Genomic DNA, 12,213 nt, shown 5'->3' with positions numbered 1-12,213 from the left:
GCGTTCTTCCGTCGGAGGGACGAGAACCCGTGCCGGCGCTCCCGCGGTACCACCCTCCTTGGCGGTGTCCGGGCCCGTACGGGACCCACCGCCCCCTCATTGGGGTCGCGAGGCCGGTTCTACCAGCAGACGGGCGGTGCGCGCCCGTGGGCCTTCTTCCGGCGGCTCCGGGGTGATCTTCACACCGCGCACGCCCCCGGGCTTCCACCGTCCCCGGGTCGCTCATGGCTGCGTGCGGCGCTACTCGTCCCATCCACGCCTTTCGCTGCGCCCAGTGTACGGGCCCGCGCGGCGCGCCCGCGCACGGTTTTCGCCCGCGCCGAGGGGCGCGCCCGGGGGCGCGGGCACTGACCCTGATGGCGGCGTTTGTTCCAGGATGCGGCATGGTTCGCGGCTCGCGGCGGAATACCTGACCGTGAGCTGGGCACAACGGATGCAGACCGGTTCCCGCCGAAGGGGCCGGTCGGCCCGGCAGCGCGCCCCGTTGCCGCGGGTCGGTGCCCGATTTACCGTTTCCGGCACGATTCGCGAACGAGATCACTGAGGTGAAGGGGCCGCGGCCATGGTCGTCAAGAAGTCCGCCGAGACCGCGGCGGTGAAGCAGCCCGCGGCCGGGAAGACGCCCGCGAAGAAGGCCGCGGCGAAGAGGGCAGCGAAGAAGGTGGCGGCGAAGAAGACGGCGGCCGGCCGGACCGCCGCCGAGAAGGCCGCGGTCAAGAAGGCCGCGGTCAAGAAGGCACCGGCCAAGAAGGCGGCCGCCGCCGGGAAGACGGCGGCGAAGAAGACAGGAGCCCGCAAGGTGGCAGCTAAGAAGACCGTGGCGAAGGCGGCCGACTCCGCGGTGCCCGCGGCGCGGATCGCGGCGGAGCCCGGCAGCCTCGCGGTGCTGCCCGGCGAGGACCCGTGGACCCCCGAGGAGATCGAGGAGGCCCGCGCGGAACTGCTCGCCGAGGTGGAGCGGCTCCGCACGGAGATCGCCTCCTCCGAGGCCGCGGTGGCCGGGCTGCTGCGGGACTCCGGCGACGGCGCGGGCGACGAGGCCGACACCGGGTCCAAGAACATCACCCGCGAGTCGGAACTCGCGCTCGCCGCCAACACCCGGGAGATGCTCACCCAGGCGGACCACGCGCTGCGCCGCCTCGACGAGGGCACCTACGGGCTCTGCGAGGTCTGCGGCAAGCCCATCGGCAAGGCCCGCATGCAGGCGTTCCCCCGCGCGACCCTCTGCCTGGACGACAAACAGCGCCAGGAGCGCAGGTAGCTTCCGCGGGCGGCGGAGCCTGACCCCCGGGTGCCCCTGTGCTGCCGGTTCCGGGACCTCTCGGTCCGCGGTGGCTGGTCGCGCAGTTCCCCGCGCCCCTGCGGGCGCGACCAGCCCACCACCGGGAGGTGGTCCCGGAACCGGCGGTACGGGGCAGCCCGGGGGGTCGGGCCCCCTTGGTACCCTCGCACCGAGGGTCGGGCACACACAGCTAGGGACTGACGTGACGGAAGCGGAGCGCACCATCGCCACACCGGAGACACCGGACGGGGACGCGGGTGCGGAGGAAGCCGCGCCGGCGTCCCCGCGGGGGCGGCGGCGGGTGGCGGTGCTGATAGGTGTCGCCGCGCTCGCGTACCTGCTGGACCTGCTCTCGAAGCTGTGGGTCGTGCACAGCCTGGAGCACCACGCCCCGATCGACGTGTTCGGCCACTACCTGCGGCTGGACGCCATCCGCAACGCGGGCGCCGCGTTCGGCATGGGCCAGGGCATGACCGTGGTGTTCACGGTGATCGCGGTGGGCGTGATCGTGGTGATCGCCCGGCTGTCGCGCCGCCTGTACAGCGTGCCGTGGGCGATCGCGCTGGGCCTGCTCCTCGGCGGAGCCTTCGGCAACCTCACCGACCGGGTCTTCCGCGCGCCCGGCGGCTTCCAGGGCCGGGTGGTGGACTTCATCGCGCCCGAGCACTTCGCGATCTTCAACCTCGCCGACTCCGCGATCACCTGCGGGGGCGTCCTGATCGTGCTGCTGTCCTTCCTCGGCATCGAGCCCGACGGCAGGCGCCAGCAGCGCGAGGACGACGGCCCCCAGGACTGACCTGCGGGCACTTCGGCCGCGCCGCGTCCGGCATACTCGACCGGGTGAGTACGCTTCCCGAGGTCCGCTCCCTGCCCGTGCCCGACGGCTTGGAGGGCGAGCGCGTCGACGCCGCCATCTCCCGTATGTTCGGCTTCTCCAGGACGAAGGCGGCCGAGCTCGCCGCGTCCGGGAAGGTGTCGATCGACGGCGCCGCGGCCGGCAAGTCCGAGCGGGTGCACGGCGGGGCGTGGCTGGAAGTGGAGATGCCGGCGCCCCCGGCCCCCGTGCAGATCGTCGCCGAGCCCGTCGAGGGCATGGAGATCGTGCACGACGACGACGACGTGGTGGTCGTCGTCAAGCCGGTCGGCGTGGCGGCGCACCCCAGCCCCGGGTGGACCGGGACCACCGTGATCGGCGGGCTGGCCGCCGCCGGGTACCGGATCTCGACGTCGGGCGCCGCCGAGCGCCAGGGCATCGTGCACCGGCTGGACGTCGGCACCTCCGGGCTGATGGTCGTGGCCAAGTCCGAGCGGGCCTACACCCGGCTGAAGCAGCAGTTCCGGGACCGGGTGGTCGACAAGCGCTACCACGCCCTGGTGCAGGGCCACCCGGACCCGATGAGCGGCACCATCGACGCGCCGATCGGCCGCCACCCCACCCACGACTACAAGTGGGCGGTCGTCGCCGACGGCAAGCCGTCCGTGACGCACTACGACCTGATCGAGGCGTTCCGCTCCGCGAGCCTGCTCGACATCAAGCTGGAGACCGGCCGCACCCACCAGATCCGGGTGCACATGTCCGCGCACCGCCACCCCTGCGCCGGCGACCTCACCTACGGCGCGGACCCGACGCTCGCCAAGCGGCTGGGGCTGACCCGGCAGTGGCTGCACGCGGTACGGCTGGGCTTCGAGCACCCCGCCGACGGCGAGTGGGTCGAGTTCGAAAGCACATACCCGGCAGACCTCCAGGCCGCGCTGGACGTGGTGCGGGCCGACAGCCAGTAGCCGCGTGGCAACCTAGCGGCGTGGACCAACTCGCGCTGTTCTTCGCGATCATGCTGGCCGCGATCGTCATGGTGCCCGTCGCGGACCGGGTCGGGCTGCCCTCGCCGGTGCTGATGACCGTGGTGGGCGGCATCCTGGCGCTGATCCCGCAGGTGCCGAACATCCAGATCAACCCCGATCTGATCCTGCCGCTGGTGCTGCCGCCGCTGCTGTACGCGTCGGTGCAGCGCACGTCCTGGCGGCAGTTCGCGGCCAACCGGCGGGCGATCTTCCTGCTGGCGGTCGCGCTGGTGTTCCTCACCACCGCCGCCGTCGCGGCCGTCGCCGACGTGGTCGTACCCGGGATCACCCTGGCCGCCGCGGCCACGCTGGGCGCCCTGGTGGCGCCGCCGGACCCGGTCGCGGCGACCGCGGTGGCCGGCAGCCTCGGCCTGCCCCGCCGGATGATCTCCATCCTGGAGGGCGAGGGGCTCTTCAACGACGTCACCGCGATCGTGCTCTACCACGTGGCCGTCGCCGCGGTGGTCTCCGGCCACTTCTCGCTGCCGCACGCCATCCTGGAGTTCGTGCTGTCCGCGGTGGTCGCGGTCGCCGTCGGGCTGGCGCTGGGCTGGGGCGCCAACAAGCTGATGGGCGTGGTCGGCGACGCCACCTTGCAGATCGGCCTGTCGCTGCTGGTGCCCTTCGCCTCCTACACCATCGCCGAGGGGCTGCACGGCTCCGGGGTGCTGGCGGTGCTCACCGCGGCGCTGTTCCTCACCGAGTACGCCTTCGAGGCCGACGACGTCTCCGCGCGGCTGGCCGGCAACACGTTCTGGGAGATCGTCGACACCCTCGTGACCGGCATCGCCTTCGGGCTGATCGGCCTGGAGATGCACCACGTCTTCAGCGCCGCCGCCGGGAACTGGGGGCCGCTGCTGCGCGACGCCGGGCTGATCGTCGCGGTCGTGGTCGGCATCCGGCTGCTGTACCTGCTGCCCGCCGCGGCCATCGCGAAGCGGCTGCACACGCTGCGGGACATGGACGAGGACATCCCGCTGACCTGGCGGGAGACGGTCACCATGTGGTGGGCCGGGATGCGCGGGGTCGCCTCCGTCGCGCTCGCGCTGGCGATCCCGCTCACCACCGACCACGGCGACCCGTTCCCCGCCCGCGCCCAACTCCTGTTCATCGCCTTCTCCGTGGTGCTGGTCACCCTCGTGCTCCAGGGCCTCACCCTGCCCTGGCTGGTGCGCAGGCTCGGGGTCAGCGCGGACGTCGAGGAGGAGCACGACCAGGAACGGGCACTGGCGCTGCGGGCGATGAAGGCCGCCCGGCGGCGGCTGAAGGAGATCGAGACCTCCGAGACGCTCGACGAGGAACTCGCGGAGATGCTCTACCACCGGGCGATGGACCTCGGCGCCCGGATCTCGCCGGACGTCATCGACGACGAGCGGCGCGAGAGCCACGCGGGGCGCGCCAAGCGGATCAAGGCGCTGCGCCGCATCCAGGACGACATGCTGTCCGCCGCCCGGCACGAGGTGCTCTCCGCCCGCAGCGAGCCCGGCTCCGACCCCGAGATCGTCGACCGGGTCCTGCGCCACCTCGACCTGCGCTCCATGCGCGGGGCGTAGAGCGCCGGGGGAGGAGCCGTACCTACTCGGCGGTGGGGTCCGGCGCGGGGTCCTGCATCTGGAGGTTGACGCGCGGCAGGGCGTAGGGGTGTTCGGCGCGCAGCCAGTCGATCAGCTGCTCGCGGATGTGGCAGCGCAGCGCGAAGATGTCGCCGGCGTCCTTGGCGGTGACGACGGCGCGGACCTGGACGGTGCTCGGGGTGGTGTCGAGCACCACCAGGCTCCAGGCGCGGCGGTCCCACTCCGGGGCCTGCTCCAGGATCTCCAGCAGCCGCTTGCGCATGAGGTCCATGGGCGCGGAGTGGTCGAGGTGGAAGATCACCGCGCCGGTCATCCGCGGGTCGCCGCGCGACCAGTTCTCGAACGGCTTGCTGGTGAAGTACGACACCGGCATGGTGATCCGCCGCTCGTCCCAGGTGCGGACGCTGAGGAAGGTGAGCGTGATCTCCTCGACCTCGCCCCACTCGCCGTCGACCACCACGGTGTCGCCGATCCGTACCATGTCGCCGAAGGCGATCTGCAACCCGGCGAAGAGGTTGCTCAGCGTGGACTGGGCCGCGACACCGGCGACGATGCCGATGATGCCGGCCGACGCCAGCACCGAGGCGCCGACGGTCCGCATCTCGGGGAACGTGAACAGCATCGAGGCGACCGCGATCACCCCGACGATCGCGGTCAGCACCCGCTGGATGAGGGTGAGTTGGGTCCGCAGCCGGCGGATCTTCGGCACGCTGTGCGCAGTGGCGGCGTACCGGGCGTAGGAGGAGTCGATGACGGCGGCGGCGACGCGGACCACCAGCCAGGCGGACGCGGCGATCAGCACCAGGGTGAGCGCCTGCCCGATGGAGGCGGCGTGCTGGTCCTCGAAGTGCGCGGCGTGGTAGGCGCCGCGCAGCAGCGCGGTGCACAGCACCACCTGGGAGGGCAGCCGGCAGCGCCGCAGCAGGTCCCACAGCGGGGTCTCCGGGTGCCGCGCGTCGACCGAGCGCAGCGCCCGGTCGCCTATCCAGCCGAGCAGCACCGTCAGCACGACCGCGGCGCCGACCACCACGATCGGCCGCAGCATGCTCTCCATGCCCACCACCTGTTTCAGTTCCTGTCCGTCGGCGGCCCCGTAAGGCACCTGTGTACGGCGTCCGGCCCGCCGCTGGCAACTGGCACCATGGGTGGTGTACCCGACGGACCGTGAACGAAGGCCCCTTGTGACATCTCACACGATCGTGCTGCTGCACTCCACCTACGGGCTGCGGCCCGCCGTCCACACCGCCGCCGAGCGGCTGCGCGCGGCCGGGCACGAGGTGTACGTGCCGGACCTGTTCGACGGGCGGACCGCCGACAGTGTCGAGGAGGGCCGGGAGATCGCCGACGGGATCGGCAACGACGAGCTGCTGCGCCGGGCGATCACCGCCGCCGCGCCGCACTCCGAGCAGGGCCTGGTCTACGCGGGCTTCTCGGTCGGTGCCGCGCTCGCGCAGAACCTCGCGCTCGGCGACGAGAAGGCCCGCGGGCTGCTGCTCCTGCACGGTACCTCGGACATCGCCGACGGTGCGGCGACCGACATCCCGGTGCAGCTCCACGTCGCCGACCCGGACCCGTTCGAGACGGAGGACTGGCTCAACGCGTGGTACCTGCGGATGCGGCGGGCGGGTGCCGACGTCGAGGTCTTCCGCTACCGCGGCGCCGGCCACCTCTACACCGACCCCGACCTGCCGGACTACGACGAGCAGGCCGCCGAGGCCACCTGGTCCGTCGCCCTGGACTTCCTCCGCGACCTCTGACCCGCCCCGGCCCGCCCGGGTGCGCGGCCCCGCAAGCCTGCGGCCTGCGGGGCCCGCGGCCCGCTACTTCAGGTCGGCCTTGATGCCGGCCTGCACCGTGGCCACCTTCACGCCGTTGACGTCCACGTTCTTGCCGTTGACGTGCACGGTCGGGGTGCCGGAGATCGAGTTGTTGTCGAGGTACTTCTCGAACGCGGCGCTGGTGTCCAGCGCCCACTTGTCGTAGGTGCCGTTGTTCACCGCGGTGGTGAACTTGGTGTTGCCCTTCAGGGCGGGCACCTTGGCGGCGACCTTGAGCAGGTAGGCGTTGTCGTTGAACTTGTCGGTGGTCTCGTCCGGGTGGTACGTCTTCGAGTACAGCAGGGTGTGGTACTGCTCGAACGCGTCGGTCGACACGTTGAGGGCCGCGCCCAGCGCGCTCAGGGCCCGCTTGGAGCCGGTGCCGCCGAGGTTGGTGTCCAGGAACGTGCCCATGTGCAGCACGATCTTGTAGTCGCCGTCGGTGGCGCCCTTGAGCACCGCGGCGCCGGACTCCTGTTCGTAGGCGGCGCAGTACGGGCAGCGCATGTCCTCCCACTCCTCGACGGTGTTCTTGTTGTTCGCGTCGCCGAGGGTGATGGTGGTGCCGTTGGTGCCCGAGGTGTTGGCCGGCTTGACCAGGGTCTTCTTCGCCGCCGCGCTCCAGTAGCTGGGCTTGTTGGCGTTGTTGACGGCCACGGCTATGCCGCCCGCGGCGGCCAGCACCACCACGACACCGGCGGCGACCAGGACCTGGCGGCGCACCTTCGCGCGCTTCGCCTCCTTCTCGCGCTGGACGCGCAGCCGCTCGCGGGCGGCGGCCTTGCTCTGCTTGCTGTTCCTGCTGCTCATGGCTGGGTGACTCCGTGGGGATGACGCGTGACGCACGCGTGGCTGTGTGATGGGGACATACGGATCGGTCCGGCCGCCTGTTCAGGCCGTTGCGGCCGTTGCGGCCGTCCGAGCCGTTCAGGCGGCGAGCGCGAGCGGAGGTCCCCGGCGTACGACGGAGTGCAGCAGTGGCCGGGCGGCCAGCCGGCCGGCGGCCGGGGCGGCGGCGCGGACCCGGCCGGCGGTGGCGCCGGTGAGGGCGGCGACGGCGCCGGCGGCGAACAGCAGCGGGCGGAACGCGGCGACGGCCACCGCCCGCAGCACGCGGTGCACCGCGGCTTCGCCGCGCCGCAGCCACCAGGACGCGACCAGGCCGACGCAGACGTGCACGGCCAGCAGCAGCCACGGCAGGGCCGACGTGCCGGTGTGGACGGCGGCGGCCTGCGCGGGGGAGACCTCGGGCAGCCTGGCGCCGACCTGGCCGTGGCAGACGACCGCCTCGTGCAGCGACCGCCACGAACCGGTGACCGGGCCGCCGTCGGGCCCGTAGCAGGACTGCTGGCCGGAGGTGAAGACGGTGTCCACGGCCAGTTCCAGCGGCACCATCATCCCGCTGATCGCCCAGAACCCGCGCTCGCGCCGCCCCAGCGCGTAGGCCAGCGCGAAGACGGCCGCGAAGGCGGCGAGGACGACGGTCAGCGGCAGCGGCCGGTGGGCCATCAGCACATGGGAGGTGGAGGAGAGCGTGACGCAGAGCGCGGCGAAGAGGGCGGCGCGCGCCGCCCTCAGCCGCGGACGTATCTCGCCCATGGTCTCCATGGGCACAGAGTGTGCCACGCGAACCTGTATGCGTGACTTAAAGGTCGGATAACAACACGAAGACAGTGCGGGCGCGCCGGGGGCCGGGGCTCCCGGCGCGCTCACTGCGGGTGGCGGCTAGGCGACGCCGAGCCAGACCTCGGCGCCGAAGGAGACCTTGATCTCGGAGGCGACCGTGGTGGGGTCGACGAGGAAGCCGAGTTCGTAGACGGTGGTCTTCTGCGGGCCGGCGACGCGGGCGCGGACCGGGCTGTCGCCGGGGTGCGAGGACAGGATGCGGCGCAGTTCGCTGATCGCGTCCTGGCGCAGGATCTTGTGCTCGCGGAAGGACAGCTGCACCGGCGGCTTGCCGCCGCTCTCCGCGGAGGAGACGTCCAGCTCGGCCAGCTCCGAGCCGATGATGTTCATGGTGCCGTCGCGGTCCTGGGCCCGGCCGGTGATCGAGACGACGCTGTCGGGGATGAGCGCGTGGCCGACGAGCTGGTAGGTCGCGGGGAAGAAGCAGACCTCGATACTCGCGTCACGGTCGGCGAAGGTGACCGCGGCCCACGCGTTGCCCTGCTTGGTCATCTTGCGGTCGACGCCGGTGATGAGCCCGGCGACCTTCACCGGCCGCTCCTGGCCGGAGGCCAGCAGCTCGGCGAGCGTGGTGTCGCGGTTGCGGGCGAGGATGTGCTCGGTGCCGTCCAGCGGGTGCGCCGAGACGTACAGGCCCAGCATGTCCCGCTCGATGGCGAGGAGTTGCTTGCGCGGCCACTCCGTCTCGGGGATCGCGAAGTCCAGCCCGAAGGTCTGCACGTTCTCGTCGGGGCCGCCCAGGCTCGCGAAGAGGTCGTCCTGGCCGTACGCCTCGGCCTTCTTGACCGGGACGATCGCGTCGACGGCGTCCTCGAAGACCGCGGACAGCCCCATCCGGGTGTGGCCGAGGGAGTCGAACGCGCCCGCCTTGATCAGCGACTCGATGGCCCGCTTGTTCAGGACCGGGATGCTCACCTTGTCCAGGAAGTCGGCGAACGAGGTGAACTGGCCCTTGGACTTGCGCGCCGAGATCAGCGCCTCGATCACGCCCTCGCCGACGTTCCGGACGGACTTCAGCCCGAACCGGACGTCCTCGCCGACGGCGGTGAACTCCGCGACGGACGCGTTCACGTCGGGCGCCAGCACGTTGACCCCGCTCTTGCGGGCGTCGGCGAGGTAGATCGCCGCCTTGTCCTTGTCGTCCCCGACCGAGGTGAGCAGGGCCGCCATGTACTCGGCCGGGTAGTTGGCCTTGAGGTAGGCGGTCCAGAAGGACACCAGTCCGTAGCCGGCGGTGTGCGACTTGTTGAACGCGTATCCCGAGAACGGGAGCATGACGTCCCACAGCGCCTTGATGGACTCCTCGGAGTACCCGTTGTCCCGCATGCCGCCGTGGAACTTCTCCCACTCCGCGGCCAGCACCTCGGGCTTCTTCTTGCCCATCGCGCGGCGCAGCAGGTCGGCGCCGCCGAGGGTGTAGCCCGCCAGCTGGCGGGCGATGGCCATGATCTGCTCCTGGTAGATCAGCAGGTGGAAGGTGTTGCCGAGGATCGGCTCCAGCGCGTCCTTCAGCTCCGGGTGGATCGGCTCGACCGCCTGCCGTCCGGTCTTGCGGCTGGCGTAGTTCATGTGCGCGTTGGCCGCCATCGGGCCCGGCCGGTACAGCGCCAGGGCCGCCGCGATGTCCTCGAACCGGCTCGGCTCCATCGCCTTGAGCAGGGTCCGCATGCCGCCGCCGTCGAGCTGGAAGACGCCGAAGGTGTCGCCGCGGGCGAGCAGCGCGTAGGTGTTCTTGTCGTCCAGCGGGATGTTCTCGGTGCTCAGGTCGACCCCGCGGTTCTCCCGCACGTTCTGGATCGCCTGGTCGATCACGCCCAGGTTGCGCAGGCCCAGGAAGTCCATCTTGACCAGGCCCATGGACTCGCACGACGGGTAGTCGAACCCGGTGATCTTCGTGCCGTCCTTCCGCATGTGCAGCGGAATGCGGTTGGTCAGCTTGGTCTTCGACAGGATGACCGCGGCGGCGTGCACACCGGTGTTGCGGATCAGGCCCTCGACGCCCTTGGCGCTGTCGACGACCTTCTTGACGTCCGGTTCGTTCTGGTAGAGCGTCCGGATCTCGCCGGCCTCGCCGTACCGCGGGTGCTCGGGGTTGAAGATGCCGTCGATCGGGATGCTCTTGCCCATCACGTCGGCCGGCAGCGCCTTGGTGATCCGCTCGCCGTGCGCGAAGGGGTAGCCGAGAATCCGCGACGTGTCCTTGATCGCGTTCTTCGCCTTCAGCTTGCCGAAGGTGTTGACCAGCGCGGTGTACTCGTCGCCGTACTTCTCCACCACGTAGGCGACCATCTGGTCCCGCTTGCGGTCGTCGAAGTCGAGGTCGACGTCCGGCGGGTTGATGCGCTCGGGGTTGAGGAACCGCTCGAAGAGCAGGCCGTGCTCCAGCGGGCACAGCTCGGTGATCCGGGTCGCGTAGGCGACGATCGAACCGGTCGCCGAGCCGCGGCCCGGGCCGACCGGGATCTTGTTGTCCCGCGCGTACCGGCAGATGTCCGCGACCACGAGGAAGTACGACGAGAAGCCCATCGGACCGATGACCTTCATCTCGGTCTCGAAGCGCTCCAGCACCTCCGCCGGGATCGGGTCGCCGTAGCGCATCGCCAGGCCCTTGAGGACCTCCTTGCGCAGCCAGGACTCCTGCGTCTCGCCCTCGGGGACGTCCGGGTACTGCGGCATCTCGTCCTCGAGGTCGAAGACCTCGTCGTACGACTCGATGCGCTCGGCGATCAGCAGCGTGTTGTCGCACGCCTCCGGCAGCTCCCGGAAGAGCTCCCGCATCTGCGCGGCGGTCTTGAGGTAGTAGCCGGTGCCGTTGAACTTGAAGCGGTTCGGGTCGTCCTTGTTCTTGCCGACGCCGATGCACAGCAGGTTGTCGTGCGCGTCGGCGTGCTCCTCCAGGACGTAGTGCGCGTCGTTGGTGGCCAGCAGCGGGATCTCCAGCTCCTTGGCCAGCCGCAGCAGGTCGCCGCGGACGTTCCGCTCCAGGTCCAGCCCGTGGTCCATCAGCTCCAGGAAGTAGTTCTCCTTGCCGAGGATGTCCTGGTAGGAGGCGGCGACCTTCTTCGCCTCGTCGTACTGGTTCAGCCGCAGCCGGGTCTGGATGGCGCCCGAGGGGCAGCCGGTGGTGCCGATGATGCCGCCGGCGTGCTCGGAGATCAGCTCCATGTCCATGCGGGGCTTGCCGGCGGGGAACTGCCCGGTGTAGCTGGCCTCCGTCGACAGGTAGAACAGGTTCCGCAGGCCCTCGACGTTCCGCGCCCACATCGTCATGTGGGTGAAGCGGCCGCCGCCGGAGACGTCCTTGCTCCCCTCGCCGTCGTCCGACATCGCCCGCTGGCCGCCCGGGCCCCAGAACTCCTGCTTCTTGTACCGGCGGTGCGACGGCGCGACGTACGCCTCGATGCCGATGATCGGCTTCACGTCGTCGAAGCCCTTGGCGACCTGCTGGAACTCGTACGCACCGAACATGTTGCCGTGGTCGCTCATCGCGATGGCGGGCATGCCCTGCCGTGCGACCTCGGTGAACATGGGCTTCAGGCGCTGGGCGCCGTCGAGCATCGAGTACTCGGTGTGGTTGTGCAGGTGAACAAAGCTGTCGGCCACCGGGCTGGCACCTCCAGGACGGTCGAGGGGAGGGCTCCACCCTAGTCCGCCCCGCCCACACGACGCCGAACGCGGGGGCACCCCCTTGCCGGAGGCACCCCCGCGTCCGTGAAGTGCGGGTCAGGCGCGATCAGTTGTGGCCGAACTTCTTCTGCTGCTTGCGCGCCACGCGGGTGGCCGCGGGCATCATGTGCTCCTCGGCCACGGTGCCCTTGTGCTGGGGCTCCTGGGCCTCGCCGGCCGGGTGGGACCGCTCGTCCTGGCGGTCGCGCTGCGGGCGGTTCTGGTTCCGGTTCTTCGCCACGATCGTGCCTTCCTGGTGAGGGGATGGTGGCCGATCGGCCGCAATCAGACTGACACGGTGGGGCGAAGGTCGCATTTCGGGCGTTTGGGACCGGCGTTGGCCGGG

At 71.0% G+C, this 12,213-nt stretch carries 10 protein-coding genes; 5 read left to right on the top strand and 5 right to left on the bottom strand.

The genetic code is table 11. The annotated features are described in order from the left end of the window. Nucleotides 1-562 precede the first annotated feature (562 nt). The 4 genes from WA788_RS08980 (at nucleotide 563) to WA788_RS08965 (ending at nucleotide 4,677) form a co-directional block, all read left to right on the top strand. Complete coding sequence (locus WA788_RS08980) at nucleotides 563-1,261, top strand: TraR/DksA family transcriptional regulator (protein ID WP_335973782.1); 699 nt, start codon at nucleotides 563-565, stop codon at nucleotides 1,259-1,261. A gap of 223 nt (nucleotides 1,262-1,484) precedes the next feature. Further along, nucleotides 1,485-2,078, top strand: coding sequence for a signal peptidase II (lspA, locus tag WA788_RS08975; protein ID WP_335973780.1), 594 nt, complete (start codon nucleotides 1,485-1,487; stop codon nucleotides 2,076-2,078). A gap of 44 nt (nucleotides 2,079-2,122) precedes the next feature. Beyond that, nucleotides 2,123-3,064: an RluA family pseudouridine synthase gene (locus WA788_RS08970; RefSeq protein WP_335973776.1), complete on the top strand. Its 942-nt coding sequence runs from the start codon at nucleotides 2,123-2,125 to the stop codon at nucleotides 3,062-3,064. Between the two features lie 20 nt (nucleotides 3,065-3,084). Further along, the gene (locus WA788_RS08965; RefSeq protein WP_335973772.1) at nucleotides 3,085-4,677 is read left to right on the top strand and encodes a Na+/H+ antiporter; all 1,593 of its coding nucleotides are present in this window, start codon (nucleotides 3,085-3,087) and stop codon (nucleotides 4,675-4,677) included. A 22-nt stretch (nucleotides 4,678-4,699) separates the two neighbouring features. Here the strand turns inward: WA788_RS08965 and WA788_RS08960 are convergent, their stop codons facing one another. Continuing rightward, nucleotides 4,700-5,752 carry a mechanosensitive ion channel family protein gene (locus tag WA788_RS08960; protein WP_335973768.1) on the bottom strand — a complete coding sequence of 351 codons (1,053 nt, stop codon included), beginning with the start codon at nucleotides 5,750-5,752 and terminating at the stop codon, nucleotides 4,700-4,702. Between the two features lie 127 nt (nucleotides 5,753-5,879). Here WA788_RS08960 and WA788_RS08955 point away from each other — a divergent pair, with 127 nt between their 5' ends. Beyond that, nucleotides 5,880-6,455 carry a dienelactone hydrolase family protein gene (locus tag WA788_RS08955; protein WP_335973764.1) on the top strand — a complete coding sequence of 192 codons (576 nt, stop codon included), beginning with the start codon at nucleotides 5,880-5,882 and terminating at the stop codon, nucleotides 6,453-6,455. 63 nt (nucleotides 6,456-6,518) lie between these two features. Here the strand turns inward: WA788_RS08955 and WA788_RS08950 are convergent, their stop codons facing one another. The 4 genes from WA788_RS08950 to WA788_RS08935 form a co-directional block, all read right to left on the bottom strand. Next, the gene (locus WA788_RS08950; protein ID WP_335973761.1) at nucleotides 6,519-7,325 is read right to left on the bottom strand and encodes a thioredoxin domain-containing protein; all 807 of its coding nucleotides are present in this window, start codon (nucleotides 7,323-7,325) and stop codon (nucleotides 6,519-6,521) included. 117 nt (nucleotides 7,326-7,442) lie between these two features. Further along, nucleotides 7,443-8,123 carry a hypothetical protein gene (locus WA788_RS08945; protein WP_335973757.1) on the bottom strand — a complete coding sequence of 227 codons (681 nt, stop codon included), beginning with the start codon at nucleotides 8,121-8,123 and terminating at the stop codon, nucleotides 7,443-7,445. A 117-nt stretch (nucleotides 8,124-8,240) separates the two neighbouring features. Beyond that, nucleotides 8,241-11,804, bottom strand: coding sequence for a DNA polymerase III subunit alpha (gene dnaE, locus WA788_RS08940; protein ID WP_335973752.1), 3,564 nt, complete (start codon nucleotides 11,802-11,804; stop codon nucleotides 8,241-8,243). 130 nt (nucleotides 11,805-11,934) lie between these two features. Then, nucleotides 11,935-12,108: a hypothetical protein gene (locus WA788_RS08935; protein WP_335973748.1), complete on the bottom strand. Its 174-nt coding sequence runs from the start codon at nucleotides 12,106-12,108 to the stop codon at nucleotides 11,935-11,937. Nucleotides 12,109-12,213: the final 105 nt, after the last annotated feature.

It is taken from the genome of Streptomyces sp. CA2R106, from assembly GCF_037034245.1.
Lineage (GTDB): Bacteria > Actinomycetota > Actinomycetes > Streptomycetales > Streptomycetaceae > Actinacidiphila.
The sequence above is the reverse complement of the archived record's forward strand: the minus strand, read 5'-3'. Positions and strand labels throughout refer to the sequence as shown.

Bases quoted from the DNA above. Each gene is read 5' to 3' on its own strand.
- WA788_RS08950 (WP_335973761.1), bottom strand. From the start codon at position 7,325: ATGAGCAGCAGGAACAGCAAGCAGAGCAAGGCCGCCGCCCGCGAGCGG.
- WA788_RS08945 (WP_335973757.1), bottom strand. From the start codon at position 8,123: ATGGAGACCATGGGCGAGATACGTCCGCGGCTGAGGGCGGCGCGCGCC.
- WA788_RS08960 (WP_335973768.1), bottom strand. From the start codon at position 5,752: ATGGAGAGCATGCTGCGGCCGATCGTGGTGGTCGGCGCCGCGGTCGTG.
- WA788_RS08980 (WP_335973782.1), top strand. From the start codon at position 563: ATGGTCGTCAAGAAGTCCGCCGAGACCGCGGCGGTGAAGCAGCCCGCG.